Raw genomic sequence first — 16,103 nt, 5'->3', positions numbered from 1 at the left:
CGCGACCGACGACCGGCCCCCGACGACCGACGACGTGCCGGGCTGATCGCCGACGGATTGCCCGAGCCGACGGGCTGCCGGGGCCGACGGGTTCCCGGGCCGGCGGTCGCGCCTCGCCCACTCCCGGGACCTGCACGAACGCCCACCGGTCCGGCGACCGCGCCCTGCGGCCGCCCGGGCCGTCCCGCGCCCCCGGACACGGGCGGTCAGCGGAGACTGCGTACGTCCAGATGCCTCAGCACCCGGTCCACGATCTCGGGATCCGCGCCCGGTTCGCTGCGTGCGGCGAGTACCTCGTGACGGGCCGCGGACAGCATCTCCCGCTGGATCCGCTGCACCGTCCGCAGCCGCAGGGCCCGCCGGGAGTACCAGTCGCGCCGCTCCTCGTCCACGATGTCCGGGCTGATCCTCGCCCCGACCTCGTACGCTCCCCGGTGCAGCCGCTCGCTGACCTCCTCGGGCAGGTTCTCGACCTCCTCGATCTCCCTCAGCCGGTGCCGGGCCGCTCCGGCCGCCCGTACCGCCAGCTCCCGCTCCAGCTCGCGCTCGGCGTCCGTGTCGGCGCGCACCCCGAGCCGCCGCACCAGCCAGGGCAGCGTCAGCCCCTGGACCAGCAGGGTGGAGAGGATCACCACGAAGGCGATGAAAATGATCTCGGACCGCGCGGGGAACGCCGCTCCGCTGTCCGTCTTCAGGGGAATGGCGAGCGCGAGCGCCACCGAGGCCACGCCCCGCATCCCCGACCACCACATCACCACGGTCTCGCGCCAGCTGACGGGGATGTCCTCGTCGTAGTTCCGCCGGGTGTGGAGTCTCTTGGCCAGCCAGGTCGCGGGCAGCAGCCACAGCAGCCGTACGCCCACGACGACCCCGGTGATCGCCGCCCCCCAGGCCAGCATGGTGCCGAAGCGCCCGTCGGCCGTGCCGAAGACATTGCGCAGTTCGAGCCCGATGAGACCGAAGGCGACACCGGTCACCAGGGTGTTGACGATCTCCCAGAAGGTGTTCCCGGCCAGCCGTCCCATCACATCGTCCGCGTCGGCGGAGTGCTCGGCGAGGAAGAGGGCGGTGGTGAGGACGGCGAGCACACCGGAGCCGTACAGCTCCTCCGCGAGGACATAGCTGACGAACGGCACCATCAGCGAGAGGCCGACCTGGAGGGTGGGATCGCCGAGAAGGCCCATCAGATGGTTGGACAGCCACCCGAGCGCGAGCCCGACGGCGACGGCGACCACGGCGGAGAGCACCAGCCGCCCGGCGGCGACGGGCAGGGAGAACGTGCCGGTGACGGCGGCCGCGATCGCCACGTGGTAGAGCACGATCGCCGTCACGTCGTTGAACAGGCCCTCGCCCTCCAGGATCGACACCAGCCTGCGGGGCAGCCCGAGCCGTCCGGCGACGGCGGTCGCCGCGACCGGGTCGGGCGGTGCGACGAGCGCGCCGAGCGCGACGGCGGCGGCGAGGGGAAGCCCGGGCACGATCGAGTGGGCGACGACCGCGACCGCCGCGGTGGTCACGAACACGAGGGCCACGGCGAGCAGCAGGATCGGCCGTACGTTGGCGGCGAACTGCCGCCAGGAGGTCCGCTGGACGGAGGCGTACAGCAGGGGCGGCAGCACCAGCGGAAGGATGAACTCCGGCGGAACGTCCACCGTCGGTACGAAGGGCAGGAACGCGACCGCCGCCCCGGCGATCGTCATCAGCACCGGCGCGGGCAGATCGAGCCGCTGCCCCAGCGGCACGGTCACCACGGCCCCGAGCAACAGCGCGAGCAGCAGGGCCATTTGGTCCACGGTGTGGCCTCCGGGGTTCGCGACCTCCTCGGTCGGACCCTCAGCCTGCCATGCGGAATCCCTGATTCAGCCGCTGCACCGCTGGTGGCGCACCTCTTGGCCGCGCCAGGGGCGGCCCGGCCCGGCGGGCACCCGCCGGGCTCGTACGAGGATGCCCTACGCGCTCTCGGCCGTGATCGTGTCCAGGGCCCGGCGCAGATCGTCCGGATAGCCGCTCTCGTACTCCACCCACTGACCGTCCGCGGGGTGCTCGAAGCCGAGGCGCACCGCGTGCAGCCACTGCCGGGTCAGGCCCAGGCGCTTGGCCATCGTCGGGTCCGCGCCATAGGTGAGGTCGCCGACGCAGGGGTGGCGGTGGGCGGCCATATGGACCCGGATCTGGTGGGTGCGGCCGGTCTCCAGCTTGATGTCAAGCAGGGAGGCGGCACGGAACGCCTCCAGCAGGTCGTAGTGCGTGACCGACGGCTTGCCGTCCGCCGTGACCGCCCACTTGTAGTCGTGGTTCGGATGCCGTCCGATGGGGGCGTCGATCGTGCCGCTCATCGGGTCGGGATGGCCCTGCACCAGCGCGTGGTAGCGCTTGTCGACCGTACGCTCCCGGAACTGCTGCTTCAGCAGGGTGTACGCGCGCTCCGACTTCGCCACCACCATCAGCCCGGACGTGCCGACGTCGAGCCGGTGGACAATGCCCTGGCGCTCCGCCGCGCCCGAGGTCGAGATGCGGTACCCGGCCGCCGCGAGGCCGCCGATCACGGTGGTCCCGGTCCACCCGGGGCTGGGGTGCGCGGCCACGCCCACGGGCTTCACGATCACGACGATGTCGTCGTCGTCGTGGATGATCTCCATGCCCTCGACGGGCTCCGCCACGATCTGGACCGGTACGGGAGCCCCCGGCATCTCGACCTCCAGCCAGGCCCCGCCCCGCACCCGCTCGGACTTTCCGACGACGGAGCCGTCGACCTGCACCTTCCCCGCCGCGGCCAGCTCGGCCGCCTTCGTGCGGGAGAACCCGAACATCCGGGAGATGGCGGCGTCGACGCGCTCGCCCTCAAGGCCGTCGGGTACGGGCAGGGTGCGGATTTCGGGAAGCGTACTCACCCGTCGAGTATGCCTTGCCCGGCACACACGGCGGTCCGGACGGTCGAGACGGTCCAGGAGCGGCCCTGGCCCAGGAGCGCCCCTCAGTCCTTGTGGACCGTTCCGTCGGGGTCGAGCCCGCGGAAGGAGAGGATCACGATCAGGAAGCCGCCGCAGACGATCGCGGAGTCGGCGAGATTGAAGACGGCGAAGCCCTTGGGCGCGATGAAGTCGACGACCGCCCCCTCGAAGACCCCGGGGGCGCGGAAGATCCGGTCCGTAAGATTGCCGAGCGCCCCGCCGAGCAGCAGCCCGAGCGCGATGGCCCACGGAAGGCTGTAGAGCTTGCGCGCGAGCCGGATGATCACGACGATCACCGTCGCGGCGATGGCGGTGAAGATCACGGTGAACGCCTCACCGATCCCGAAGGCCGCGCCCGCGTTCCGTACCGCCTCGAACCTCAGCAGATCACCGATGACCTCGATGGGCGCGTGGTGCTCCAGCTTGGCCACCACGATCATCTTGCTGACGAGGTCGATCAGATACGCCACGACCGCCACGCCGAGGAGCACGGCGATCCGGCGCCCGCCCTTGGGCTGCTCGGCCGGCGCCGCAGCCTCGTCGGCCCCTTCGGAATCCGGCGTACCGATGATGCGCTCCGCCTCTGCCACGTGAGTCCCTCAACCTAGGTGCCTGACTGAGCACGAGGGTACGTCACACGTACGGATTCAGCCCCGCCGCTCCTGCTTCTGCTTGCACTCCACACACAGTGTGGCCCGCGGGAACGCCTGCATCCTGGCCTTGCCGATGGGCTTGCCGCAGTTCTCGCAGATACCGTACGTACCGGCGTCGAGGCGCAGCAGCGCGCGCTCGGTCTGCTCCAGCATCTCGCGCGCGTTCGCGGCGAGCGCCAGCTCGTGCTCACGCGTGATGTTCTTGGTCCCGGTGTCGGCGTCGTCGTCGCCCGCGCCGTCGCCCGAGTCGCGCATCAGCCCGGTCAGGGCGGCCTCCGAGGCGGTCAGCTCGGCGGTCAGCCGGGCGACGTCGCCCGCCAGCCCGGCCCGTGCCCCGGCGACCTCTTCCGGGGTCCAGGGCTCCTCGCCGGGCCGTACCGCCAGCTCCTCGGGGGATGCCGCCCCACGGGCCGTGGGTACCGCTGCCGGGTTCTCACCGAAAGCCACGGTCTTCTTCGCTCCCACTGTCCTGGCTCCTGTCTGCTTGACCGCTGTCCGCTTCGCTGCTGTCTTCTTCGCCGCGCTCTTCCCGGCCGCCGCGCTCTTCCCGGCCGCCGCGCTCTTCCCGGCCGCCGTCCTCTTGACCGCCGTCTTCCCGACCGCGCTCCTGCCCGCCGCCGCCTTCTCGGGCGCCGGCTTCCCGCCCCCGCCCGCCGCCGTCCCGGCGGCCGTCTTCTTCACCGCGCTCTTCTTGGCCGTGCTCTTCTTCGGCGCGCTCTGCTTGGCCGCCGTCTTCTCCGCGACGGGTGCACCCGCTGCCGCGGCCGTGGCCGGAGCCCCGGCGGAGGTCTTCCTCGCCGCGGCCTTCCTGACCGGCGCCTTCTTCGCCGCGCTCTTCCCGGCTGCCGTTCTCTTCGCGGCAGTGCTCTTCTTCCCGTGCGTACCTCCGGCCGCCGCCTCGGGGGCGGTGGATGTCGCGGACGCCGGTTTCCTCTCGGCAGTCTTTTTCGCCACCATGGCCGCGGCCCCTTCACATATTGTGATCTTGCTCGCGAATCGTGCTGGGACGATAAATCGACACCAGCCCCGCGGCAAACGGGCCACGCCGCCGCTTCGGCCGCCCTGGCCTCGTGGAAATGGACCTGCATCCGTTGTGCCCAGCTCCCCGCCGGGTAATCCGCCCCTTGACAGCACCCGGATCCACCGGTCGGAGGTCTGACCGTTCGGGTCGTGTACGCGTCCATCCGCCGCACTCGCGGAAACCGGTCGGCCGGCCCCCGCCGGGGCCCTTACACTGGGCGGAGCGAAAGGCTTGGATGGGGACGAGTAGCGTCGTACGCAGCCATGAGCGACCCGGGGACGGTGCGAGCCCGGGGGCGAGCGCGATGTGAAGCATCACCCCGGAGCCGCCGGCGGAAAACCACGGGGTCAGCAGCCGCGAGGTGAGTAGATCCGGCGTCGCGACCCCAATGAGGGGGCGGTGCGTCCATGTACCGCCAAGGAGGGTGGTACCGCGGGAGCCCAGGCGCTCTCGTCCCTCCGACGGAAGAGAATCTGTCCGCCGGAGGAGTTCGTCGATGACACCCCCGCAGTACCGCCAGGTGCCCGCCCAGGTCGACCTGCCCGCGCTGGAGCACGCCGTGCTCGACTTCTGGCGTGAGAACAAGGTCTTCGCCAAGAGCCTCGCCCAGTCCGAGGGCCGCCCCGAGTGGGTCTTCTACGAGGGCCCCCCGACCGCCAACGGCATGCCCGGCGCGCATCACATCGAGGCCCGTGTCTTCAAGGACGTCTTCCCCCGCTTCCGGACCATGCGCGGCTACCACGTGGCCCGCAAGGCCGGCTGGGACTGCCACGGCCTGCCGGTCGAGCTGGCCGTCGAGAAGGAGCTGGGCTTCTCCGGCAAGCAGGACATCGAGGCGTACGGCATCGCCGAGTTCAACGCCAGGTGCCGTGAGTCGGTCACCCGGCACACGGACGCCTTCGCGCAGCTCACCGACCGTATGGGCTACTGGGTCGACCTGGACGACGCGTACTGGACCATGAAGCCGGAGTACATCGACTCCGTCTGGTGGTCGCTCAAGGAGATCTTCGGCAAGGGGCTGCTGGTCCAGGACCACCGGGTCGCCCCCTGGTGTCCGCGCTGCGGCACCGGCCTGTCGGACCACGAGCTGGCGCAGGGGTACGAGACGGTCGTCGACCCCTCGGTCTTCGTCCGCTTCCCGCTCACCTCCGGCCCCCTCGCGGGCGAGGCGTCGCTCCTGGTGTGGACGACGACCCCCTGGACGCTGGTGTCCAATACCGCGGTCGCCGCACACCCCTCGGTCACCTACGCCGTGGTGACCAACGGCGAGGAGAAGCTCGTCGTCGCCGAGCCTCTGGTGGAGAAGGTCTTCGGCGCGGAGGCGACCTCCGGTCAGCGGGAACCGGGGGCGGCCTGGGAGCGCACCGGGGAGACGTTCACCGGAGCGGACATGGAGCGCTGGACGTACGAGCGCCCCTTCGAGCTGGTCGAGTTCCCCGCCCCCGCGCACTATGTGGTCAACGCCGACTACGTCACCACCGAGGACGGTACGGGTCTGGTCCACCAGTCCCCCGCCTTCGGTGAGGACGACCTGAAGGTCTGCCGCGCGTACGGACTGCCGGTCGTGAACCCGATCCGCCCCGACGGCACCTTCGAGGAGGGCATCCCGCTGGTCGGCGGGGTCTTCTTCAAGAAGGCCGACGAGACGCTCACCGCCGACCTCAAGGAGCGCGGCCGCCTCTTCAGGCACGTCCCGTACGAGCACAGCTATCCGCACTGCTGGCGCTGCCACACCGCGCTGCTCTACTACGCGCAGCCGTCCTGGTACATCCGGACGACCGCGGTCAAGGACCGGCTGATCGAGGAGAACGACAACACCAACTGGTTCCCCGACTCGGTCAAGCACGGCCGCTACGGCGACTGGCTCAACAACAACATCGACTGGGCCCTCTCCCGCAACCGCTACTGGGGCACCCCGCTGCCGATCTGGCGCTGCGAGGAGGACCACCTCACCTGTGTCGGCTCGCGCGCCGAGCTGTCGGAGCTGACGGGCAGCGACCAGTCGTCCCTGGACCCGCACCGGCCGTTTATCGACGAGGTCACCTTCGACTGCCCGCAGTGCTCCGGCACCGCGACGCGGGTCCCCGAGGTCATCGACGCCTGGTACGACGCGGGCTCGATGCCGTTCGCGCAGTGGGGCTACCCGTACCGGAACAAGGAACTGTTCGAGAAGCGCTATCCGGCGCAGTTCATCTCGGAGGCGATCGATCAGACGCGCGGGTGGTTCTACACGCTGATGGCGGTCGGGACGCTCGTCTTCGACAAATCGTCGTACGAGAACGTGGTCTGTCTCGGCCACATCCTCGCCGAAGACGGCCGGAAGATGTCCAAGCACCTGGGCAATATCCTCCAGCCGATCCCGCTGATGGACCAGCACGGCGCGGACGCGGTCCGCTGGTTCATGGCCGCCGGCGGCTCCCCGTGGTCGGCACGGCGGGTGGGCCACTCGGCGATCCAGGAGGTCGTGCGCAAGACCCTGCTGACGTACTGGAACACGGTCGCCTTCCAGGCCCTGTACGCGCGTACGTCGAACTGGGCGCCCTCCGCGGCCGACCCGGCCCCTGGTGAGCGCACCGTGCTCGACCGCTGGCTGCTCAGCGAGCTGAACGCGCTGGTCGACCAGACGACCCTGGCGCTGGAGAGCTATGACACCCAGCGCGCCGGAAAGCTGCTGTCCGCGTTCGTCGACGATCTGTCGAACTGGTACGTACGCCGGTCCCGCCGCCGCTTCTGGCAGGGCGACGCCTCGGCGCTGCGCACCCTGCACGAGGTGATCGAGACGGTCACCCGGCTGATGGCCCCGCTCACCCCGTTCATCACGGAGCGGGTCTGGCAGGACCTGGTGGTCCCGGTCACCCCGGGGGCCCCCGAGTCGGTGCACTTGTCCCGGTGGCCCGCGACCGACCCGGACGCGATCGACCCGGCGCTGTCCCGGCAGATGGCACTCGTCCGCCGGCTGGTCGAGCTGGGCCGGGCGACCCGCGCGGAGTCGGGTGTGAAGACCCGTCAGCCGCTGTCGCGCGCCCTGGTCGGGGCGACGGGCTTCGAGGCGCTCCCGCCCGAGCTGCGCTCCCAGATCACCGAGGAGCTGAACGTCTCCTCACTGGCGTCGCTGTCGGAGGTCGGCGGCTCGCTGGTCGACACGACCGCGAAGGCGAACTTCCGCGCCCTGGGCAAGCGCTTCGGCAAGGGTGTCCAGGATGTCGCCAGGGCCATCGCCGCGGCGGACGCCGCCGCGCTCTCCCTCGCACTCCGCTCGGGGACGGCGACCCTCGACGTCGGCGGCGAGACGATCACCCTCGCCCCGGACGAGGTGATCATCACGGAGACCCCGCGCGAGGGGTGGTCGGTCGCCTCCGACCCGGGTGCGACGGTCGCCCTCGATCTGGAGATCACCCCCGAACTCCGGCTCGCGGGGCTCGCCCGTGACGCGATCCGTCTGATCCAGGAGGCCCGCAAGAACAGCGGCCTGGACGTCGCGGACCGGATCGCGGTCGCCTGGTCGTCGACCGACCCGTCGACGGTCGAGGCCCTCACCGAGCACGCCCCGCTGATCGCCGACGAGGTCCTGGCGACCTCGTTCACACGGTCGGCTCCGGACGACTCGTTCGGCCCGGCGTTCACGGACGAGCCGCTGGCGCTGACGTTCCATCTGCGCAAGCGGTAACCCCTCGGGCGCACCACCTCCGGCGGGGCCACCGGCCCCGCCGGACCCGTAGGAACGCCCTCGCTCAGGCGCGAGGGGCAAGGGACCTCGGCGGTCCGCGCAAGCAGCCCCGGCCCGGAGGCTTGCGGACATCACGGCGGCTCCGCCCGCGCGGACGCACGGCCCGCCGGGGACCGCCGCCCCCGACCGGTGGTACGCGTCCGGGTGAGGGCCCGGCCCTCGGTGACACCGGCCTCGGCACCCGGACCTCCGGAGCCGCGGATACGGCTGCCGCACGGACACGGGGTCAAGCGGACCCACGCGGTCCAACGGCCGCCGCACCCGCCCCGACCTTTTGCCCGGCCTTCTGTCTTCTTGGGTTCGCCGGACCGGTCCGGCGAACCCAAGAAGACAGAAAGAACCGGTCCGCCCGGGCGCACCCGCAGTCCTCGCTCTCACACCGGCAACCGACTCGCGGCAACGCCGAAAGGACCGGTCCCGGAACGGTGTACGTTCCGGGACCGGCCCTGACGGCTGCCTGCCGACGGCTACGCGCTGGGCGCGCTGCCCGCCGTCAGTTGTCGTCCTCGTCGATCAGAAAACCGCGCATCGGAGACGGCGCCTGCTGCATCGGCTGCGGTGCCTGCGGACGGACCGGAGCCATCGGCTGGGTCATCGCCGGCGACATCTGCTGCTGACCGCCGTACGAAGGACCACCGCCCATGGAGGGGCCGCCGCCGTTCATGGAGGACCCCATGGAGGGAGCGCCGCCCATGCTGTGACCCATCGCACCCGCGCCGGCCGAGGCCATCGACGGGGCCGGCGGCAGCGACGCGGCCGCCGGTGCGCGCGGCGGGGCGAGCGAGTCGTCGGCCTGGGTCTCCAACTGACGCAGCTGGCTCTCCAGATAGGACTTCAGACGGGTGCGGTACTCGCGCTCGAAGCCGCGCAGGTCCTCGACCTTGCGCTCCAGCGTGGCACGGGCCGACTCCAGCGAGCCCATCGCGACGCGGTGCTTCTCCTGGGCGTCCCGCTCAAGGGCGTCCGCCTTGGCGCGGGCGTCCCGCTCCAGGCCCTCGGCACGGGACCGGGCCTCGCCGACGATCTTGTTGGCCTCGGAACGGGCCTCGGCGATCGCCTGGTCCGCGGTCTGCTGGGCCAGCGACAGCACCCGTGCGGCGCTGTCGCCGCCGGGGCCCTGACCGGGCATCTGCTGCGGGTGACCGCCCATCGGGCCGCCCTGCATCGGGCCGCCCTGCATCGGGGGTCCCTGCATGGGACCGCCCTGCATGGGACCGCCCTGCATGGGGCCACCCATCGGACCGCCCTGCATCGGGGGACCGCCCATGGGGCCGCCCTGCATCGGGGGACCGCCCATCGGGCCGCCGTGGCTCGGACCGGCCGGCAGCTGAGGCGCGCCACCGGGCAGCTGGGGCGGGCCCATCTGCGGCGGCTGCTGCTGCTGGACGGGGGGTCCGGATATGGCGGCGGGCACAGGTGCGCCGGGACCGCGAGCATCCTGTGGCTCGGGGGGTTTGCGCATGCCCTGCTGTTGGTTCTGCGCGGCCGCACGGGTCGCCGCGGCCAACTTGGCACGCAGGTCCTCGTTCTCGCGGAGCAGGCGGGTCAGCTCGGCCTCGACCTCGTCAAGGAAGGCATCGACCTCGTCCTCGTCATAGCCTTCTCGGAGGCGGACGGTCGTGAACTGCTTGTTCCGCACGTCCTCGGGGGTCAGCGGCATCTCTTCTTCACCTCTACGTAGTCGTCGGCAGTCGGCAAGACCGTATCGTCCACAGTCATCCGGTCACCTCGCGAAGTTGCCCACGATGGAGATCAGGACGTAAACGATGATCATCAGAACGAAGAAGGACAGGTCGAGTGCCACGCCCCCGAGACGCAACGGCGGGATGAACCGCCGAAGAAGCTTGAGCGGTGGATCGGTGACAGTGTAGGTGGCCTCCAGAAGCACCACCATCACCTTGCCGGGTTGCCATGAACGTGCGAACTGGAAGACGTAGTCCATGACCAACCGGAAGATCAGGACGACCAGGAAGCACACCAGCGCGATGTAAACCACCTGTAGTGCGACGCCCATCCCGCGCTTCCCTCTCCCCTGTGCTCTCGTGTTCCGGCCTCACGGCCGGGTTGTCCCGGTGTCGTGTTCTCAGCTCTGGTTGAAGAATCCGCCCTCTGCGATACGGGCCTTGTCCTCCGCCGTGACATCGACGTTAGCAGGCGACAAGAGGAACACCTTCTGGGTCACCCGCTCAATACTTCCGTGCAGACCGAAGACAAGTCCCGCGGCAAAGTCGACAAGTCGCTTTGCATCGGTGTCGTCCATCTCGGTCAAATTCATGATCACCGGAGTGCCCTCACGGAAGTGTTCCCCGATGGTACGGGCTTCGTTGTAGGTCCGGGGGTGCAAAGTGGTGATGCGGTAGGGCTCCCGCTCGGACACAACCTTGGGCATGATCACCGGTGCGTTCTTCTCCAGGCTCGGACGTTCAGGTGTGATGGACGCCACGGGGGCGATACGGGCGGGGCGCCCGCTTTCCGCGGAGACCGAAGCGGAATGAGACACCGGTTCGCGGGGCGCCGGAGGCTGCACCGCCCGTACGGGCTCCTCCCGTTCGACCTGATGCGAAGGCTGGTGCCGGCGGTGCTCCCGCTCGGGCTCCGGCTCGGGTTCGAAGTCGTCGTCGGGGTCGAATCCCCTGCCGTCGTACCCATCGTCCTCCACGAGGCCGAGGTAGACCGCCATCTTGCGCATCGCGCCGGCCATTGCTCTGAGTCCTCCGCTCTGTGGTGGATCGGCCTCGTCACCAAGTGCCCGCGATCCACTCGGTCTGCCCGTTTTTTCACGGGAATGACCATATTTTCTGCTGTGGTCCGACCTGCTTGGCGACGTTACCCGAGCCGGGGACGGACTCCGAGTACCGCAGTGCCGACGCGTACATGTGTCGCTCCCGCCGCCACGGCCTCTTCAAGGTCCGCGCTCATCCCCGCAGACACCATGTTCGCAGCCGGATGAGCCGCGCGCAGGCTTGATGAGAATTCCATCAGCCGCTCGAACGCCGCCTGTTGCCGTCCCGCGAACGGTCCGGCGAGCGGCGCGACGGTCATCAGTCCGTCGAGCCGCAGTCCGGGCGCGCCGTCCACGGCGGCGGCCAGTTCACCGATGCCGTCCGGAGCAACGCCGCCGCGGTCACCCCGCGCGCCCTCCTCGGCGTCCAGGGCGACCTGAATCAGACAGCCGACCTCACGCCCGGCCCGTACCGCGGCCGTGGAGAGCGCCGTGACCAGCTTGATCCGGTCGATCGACTGTACGATATCGGCATAACTCGCTACGGATCGCACCTTATTGGTCTGCAACTGGCCGACGAAGTGCCAGACGAGATCGAGGTCCGCGCAGGCGGCGGCCTTGGGCGCGGCATCCTGATCACGGTTCTCCGCCATATGACGTACGCCGAGTTCACGGAGGATCCGCACATCACTGGCCGGATAGGTCTTGGTGACGACGATGAGCGTCACCTCCTCGCGCTTGCGGCCCGCGGCCGCGCAGGCGGAGACGATACGTTCCTCCACCGATGCGAGATTCGAGGCGAGTTCGGTCCGGCGATCCGTCATTCTTCTCCTGCCCCCGGCCCGTCGGGCGGTGCGAGCCAGACATATCCGGCGAGCCGCCCGGTGGTGCGGTCGCGGCGGTACGAGTAGTGGTCCCGCGACTCCAGGGTGCAGATCCCGGAGTGCCGCCGGTCGCGGACGCCGACGGCGGCGAGCTGGGCGTGGACCCCCGCGGTGACGTCGACGGCCGGGGTGCCCCAGCTCGTCTCGGACCAGGCGGCCGGCTCGGCGGCGGCCACCTCCGCCCGCATCCCTTCCGGGACTTCGTAGCAGCGGCCGCAGACCGCGGGTCCGGTCCTGGCGACGATCCGTCCGGGATCGGCACCGAGGGAGGTCATCGCGGCCACCGTCGCGGGCACGATCCCGGCGAGAAGCCCGGGGCGGCCCGCGTGGGCCGCGGCGATCACCCCCGCGACCGGATCGGCCAGCAGTACCGGAGTGCAGTCGGCCGTCAGTACGGCGAGGGCGAGTCGCGGTGTGGCGGTGACAAGACCGTCGACCGACGGAATCGGGCCATCGCCCCAGGGGCCGTCCACCTTGGCCACATCTTTTCCGTGGACCTGGTTCATCCAGACGACATCGGCCGGATCCAGCCCCAGCTTCCCGGCGGCGACCGCCCGGTTGGCCCGTACGGCCCCGGGGTCGTCGCCGACCGCGCCGCCGAGATTCAGCTCCTCGTACGGAACGGCGCTCACCCCGCCCCACCGGTCGGTGAAGGCGAAGTGCGCGCCGCTGTCGTGTATCGCGTGGTGCCGCACGGTTACTTCAGGAAGTCCGGTACATCCAGCTCTTCGGGCTGGCTGTCCACCCAGTTCACCCGGCTCGGCGGAACGTGCGGGTTGACGGCCGGGGGCACCTCGTCGGCGGCGGCCCGGACCGGCTCGGCGGGGGCCTCGTCGCGGACGGGCACAGTGCCCAGGCCGCCGGTGGAACGGGAGGGCTCGGCGGGACGGGCGGGCGGGGCCGAAGGCTCCTCACGCTTGGCGGAGGCCGAGCCGAGGACCTTCTCGTGGCGGACGGGCGGCTGGCCCCCGTCGAATCCCGCCGCGATGACCGTGACGCGGACCTCGTCACCGAGGGCGTCGTCGATGACCGCGCCGAAGATGATGTTCGCCTCGGGGTGGGCGGCCTCGCTCACCAGCTGCGCGGCCTCGTTGATCTCGAAGAGACCCAGGTCCGAGCCGCCGGAGATGGACAGGAGCACACCGCGGGCGCCGTCGATCGACGCCTCCAGCAGCGGCGAGGAGATGGCCATCTCGGCGGCGGCCACCGCGCGGTCGTCGCCGCGGGCCGAGCCGATGCCCATCAGGGCCGATCCCGCCTCGGACATCACGGACTTGACGTCGGCGAAGTCGAGGTTGATGAGGCCGGGGGTGGTGATCAGGTCGGTGATGCCCTGGACACCCGACAGCAGGACCTGGTCCGCGGACTTGAACGCGTCCAGCACACTGACCTGGCGGTCCGAGATGGACAGCAGCCGGTCGTTCGGAATGACGATGAGGGTGTCGACCTCTTCACGGAGTTCGGCGATGCCGTCCTCCGCCTGGTTGGCCCGGCGGCGGCCCTCGAAGGTGAAGGGCCGGGTGACCACACCGATCGTCAGAGCACCGAGCGAGCGGGCGATGTTGGCGACGACGGGCGCGCCGCCCGTTCCGGTGCCACCGCCCTCACCGGCGGTGACGAAGACCATGTCGGCCCCCTTGAGGACCTCCTCGATCTCCTCGCGGTGGTCCTCCGCCGCCTTCCGTCCGACCGCCGGGTTGGCACCGGCGCCGAGGCCCCGGGTCAGTTCACGGCCGACGTCGAGCTTGACGTCGGCGTCGCTCATCAACAGCGCCTGCGCGTCGGTGTTGATCGCGATGAACTCGACGCCCTTGAGGCCGACCTCGATCATTCGGTTGATGGCATTGACACCACCGCCGCCGACACCGATGACCTTGATGACTGCGAGGTAGTTCTGCGGTGCTGCCACGTCGAAGGCCTCTCGCCTCGAGTTACGTGTCGCCGCTGCGCGGTTGCCGCGCCGCGACGACGGATGCCGATGGGACGGTCCGAAACGCCGACCCAAACCCTAACGTTGAAGTTTAGGGTTACCAGTGTGTCTGTTCGCTGGACTCTTCCGAACAGGACACTAAGTCGACAAGTGGCGCACGTTCAATGAACACGCCGAACCTCCCGTTTTTCTTTTCACCCTATGTGATCAGCCATTGCGCTGACCACCCAGGGCCCGGGGCCTGGGGCTTTGTCCGTCAACTCCCGGACACCGAAGGCGCGGTGGGCGCGCTGACGTCGAAGTTCCCGGCCTTCGGCGCCGCTTTCATGAGGGCGGTCAGCGCCCGCGCCTTCGCCTCGCCCCCTTCGGGACTGCCCCACACCACCGTACGGCCCCGGGTCAGTTCCAGGGTGATGTAGTCGTATGAACGCACCGCGATCGTGCGGGTGTCGGCCGCCACACCACCCGGGAGTTCGCCCCTGACCCGTACCGCTTCGGTGATCAGCCGGCCGGCGTCGAATCGGCCGATACTCGCCGATCCGGCGGTGTTCAACTTCAGCAGGGGAACTCCCCTGGGGGCTTTGTCGACCGTCGCGAACCGGACACCTTCCGCGTCCACTTCGACGAACTTCGCGCCCGATTCGAGAAGAAGCACAGGTTGTCTCTCGGCCACTTCCAGCGTGATTCCGCGGGGCCAGGAACGGGACACGTCGACCGAATCGATACGGGGCAGCCGCTTGCGCAGCCTCGCCTCGATACCGTCGGTGTCGACCGAGACGAGCGGCGATCCCATCGGAACACCCGCGGTCTCAAGGACCTGCTCGGGCGTCAGCACATCGGTCCCGGTGGCCCTCACCTCCTCCACGCGCAGCCAGGAGGAGCCGTACAGCGCCCAGATCACACCGCCGGCGAGCAGCGCGGCGGCGAGGGCGAGGAGCAGGACGCGGGGCCGGGGCAGCCGCGGCCGTCCGCGCGGTGCGCCTTCCGGGGACGGGCCGGACGTGCCCCGGTCACGTCGTGAGAGTCTGCGCGCACCGCGTTCGGCGGTGGTCGGTCCGGCCACGCTCCCGGTCTCCTTCCGGCTGGGGCCCGGGTCGGCCCCGGGCCCGGCGGGGGCTCACGCCTGCCGGCGGGCCGCGATCGCCTCGTACACCATGCCGACGAGCAGGTCGTCGGCGTCCCTGCGGCCGAACTCGGCGGCGGCACGGGACATCTCGTACAGCCGGTGCGGATCGGCCAGCACCGGAAGGACATTGCCCTGGACCCACTGGGGGGTCAGCTCGGCGTCGTCGACGAGCAGTCCTCCGCCGGCCTTCACCACCGGCTGGGCGTTGAGCCGCTGTTCGCCGTTGCCGATCGGCAGCGGGACATAGGCGGCGGGGAGCCCGACGGCGGAGAGTTCGGCGACGGTCATCGCGCCCGCGCGGCAGAGCATCATGTCGGCGGCGGCGTACGCGAGGTCCATCCGGTCCACGTACGGTACCGGGATGTACGGCGGCATTCCGGGCATGTTGTCCACGCGCGGCAGTTCATTCTTGGGACCCACCGCGTGCAGGATCTGGATACCGGAGCGCTGGAGCACCGGGGCGGCCTGCTGGACCACCTCATTGAGCCGGCGGGCGCCCTGGGAGCCGCCGGACACCAGCAGCGTGGGCAGCCCCGGGTCGAGTCCGAAGGCGGCGCGCGCCTCGGGGCGCACCCGGGCGCGGTCGAGCGTGGCGATGGAGTGACGCAGCGGGATGCCGATGTAGCGGGCGCCCCGGAGCTTGCTGTCGGGTGTGGCGACGGCCACCCCGGCGGCGTACCGCGAGCCGATCTTGTTGGCGAGCCCGGGGCGGGCGTTGGCCTCGTGGACGACGATCGGGACCCCGCGCCGCTTGGCGGCGAGGTAGCCGGGCAGGGCGACATAGCCGCCGAAGCCGACGACGCAGTCCGCCTTGGTGCGCTCGAGGACCTGCTCGGCGGCCTTGATGGTGCCGCGCAGCCGCCCGGGGACGGTGATCAGCTCCGGGGTGGGCTTGCGGGGCAGCGGTACGGCGGGGATGAGCGCCAGCTCGTAGCCGCGCTCCGGTACGAGCCTGGTCTCCAGGCCGCGTTCCGTCCCGAGGGCCGTGATGCCCACGGTCGGGTCCTGCCTGCGCAGGGCGTCCGCGAGGGCGAGCGCGGGCTCGATGTGGCCGGCGGTCCCCCCACCGGCGAGTACGACATGCACCGA

At 70.6% G+C, this 16,103-nt stretch carries 13 protein-coding genes; 1 reads left to right on the top strand and 12 read right to left on the bottom strand.

What is annotated here, in order from left to right; all coding sequences use genetic code 11:
• Positions 1-206 precede the first annotated feature (206 nt).
• The 4 genes from ACIBCM_RS02600 to ACIBCM_RS02585 form a co-directional block, all read right to left on the bottom strand.
• The gene (locus tag ACIBCM_RS02600; protein WP_399239315.1) at positions 207-1,793 is read right to left on the bottom strand and encodes a Na+/H+ antiporter; all 1,587 of its coding nucleotides are present in this window, start codon (positions 1,791-1,793) and stop codon (positions 207-209) included.
• A 156-nt stretch (positions 1,794-1,949) separates the two neighbouring features.
• A complete protein-coding gene (locus ACIBCM_RS02595) occupies positions 1,950-2,891 on the bottom strand; it encodes an RluA family pseudouridine synthase (RefSeq protein ID WP_399239313.1) in 942 nt (313 codons plus the stop codon).
• Between the two features lie 83 nt (positions 2,892-2,974).
• Positions 2,975-3,541, bottom strand: a complete 567-nt coding sequence (gene lspA, locus ACIBCM_RS02590) for a signal peptidase II (protein ID WP_399239311.1) — start codon at positions 3,539-3,541, stop codon at positions 2,975-2,977.
• A gap of 57 nt (positions 3,542-3,598) precedes the next feature.
• Positions 3,599-4,561 carry a TraR/DksA family transcriptional regulator gene (locus ACIBCM_RS02585; RefSeq protein ID WP_399239309.1) on the bottom strand — a complete coding sequence of 321 codons (963 nt, stop codon included), beginning with the start codon at positions 4,559-4,561 and terminating at the stop codon, positions 3,599-3,601.
• Positions 4,562-5,121: 560 nt separating this feature from the next.
• Here ACIBCM_RS02585 and ileS point away from each other — a divergent pair.
• Positions 5,122-8,292, top strand: a complete 3,171-nt coding sequence (gene ileS, locus ACIBCM_RS02580) for an isoleucine--tRNA ligase (RefSeq protein WP_399239307.1) — start codon at positions 5,122-5,124, stop codon at positions 8,290-8,292.
• A gap of 553 nt (positions 8,293-8,845) precedes the next feature.
• Here ileS and ACIBCM_RS02575 read toward each other — a convergent pair.
• The 8 genes from ACIBCM_RS02575 to murG all read right to left on the bottom strand — a co-directional run bounded on the left by ACIBCM_RS02575 (position 8,846) and on the right by murG (position 16,100).
• A complete protein-coding gene (locus ACIBCM_RS02575; protein WP_399239305.1) occupies positions 8,846-10,012 on the bottom strand; it encodes a DivIVA domain-containing protein in 1,167 nt (388 codons plus the stop codon).
• A gap of 63 nt (positions 10,013-10,075) precedes the next feature.
• Positions 10,076-10,366 (bottom strand): YggT family protein, encoded by a 291-nt coding sequence (locus ACIBCM_RS02570; RefSeq protein ID WP_389272767.1) that lies wholly within the window; start codon positions 10,364-10,366, stop codon positions 10,076-10,078.
• Positions 10,367-10,435: 69 nt separating this feature from the next.
• Positions 10,436-11,053 (bottom strand): cell division protein SepF, encoded by a 618-nt coding sequence (locus tag ACIBCM_RS02565; protein ID WP_399239302.1) that lies wholly within the window; start codon positions 11,051-11,053, stop codon positions 10,436-10,438.
• 125 nt (positions 11,054-11,178) lie between these two features.
• Positions 11,179-11,898, bottom strand: coding sequence for a YggS family pyridoxal phosphate-dependent enzyme (locus ACIBCM_RS02560; RefSeq protein WP_399239300.1), 720 nt, complete (start codon positions 11,896-11,898; stop codon positions 11,179-11,181).
• Entirely contained in the window at positions 11,895-12,653 is a 759-nt protein-coding gene (gene pgeF, locus ACIBCM_RS02555; RefSeq protein ID WP_399239298.1) for a peptidoglycan editing factor PgeF, read from the bottom strand. The genes ACIBCM_RS02560 and pgeF overlap by 4 nt, the downstream gene beginning before the upstream one ends.
• A gap of 2 nt (positions 12,654-12,655) precedes the next feature.
• Positions 12,656-13,867: a cell division protein FtsZ gene (gene ftsZ, locus ACIBCM_RS02550; RefSeq protein WP_399239296.1), complete on the bottom strand. Its 1,212-nt coding sequence runs from the start codon at positions 13,865-13,867 to the stop codon at positions 12,656-12,658.
• A 277-nt stretch (positions 13,868-14,144) separates the two neighbouring features.
• Complete coding sequence (locus ACIBCM_RS02545) at positions 14,145-14,951, bottom strand: cell division protein FtsQ/DivIB (protein ID WP_399239294.1); 807 nt, start codon at positions 14,949-14,951, stop codon at positions 14,145-14,147.
• A 54-nt stretch (positions 14,952-15,005) separates the two neighbouring features.
• Positions 15,006-16,100 (bottom strand): undecaprenyldiphospho-muramoylpentapeptide beta-N-acetylglucosaminyltransferase, encoded by a 1,095-nt coding sequence (gene murG, locus ACIBCM_RS02540; RefSeq protein ID WP_399239292.1) that lies wholly within the window; start codon positions 16,098-16,100, stop codon positions 15,006-15,008.
• Between the last annotated feature and the right edge of the window lie 3 nt (positions 16,101-16,103).

It is taken from the genome of Streptomyces sp. NPDC051018 (assembly GCF_044456085.1).
Taxonomy (GTDB): domain Bacteria; phylum Actinomycetota; class Actinomycetes; order Streptomycetales; family Streptomycetaceae; genus Streptomyces.
Note: the sequence above shows the minus strand (reverse complement) of the source record. Positions and strands in the feature narration are given on the sequence as shown.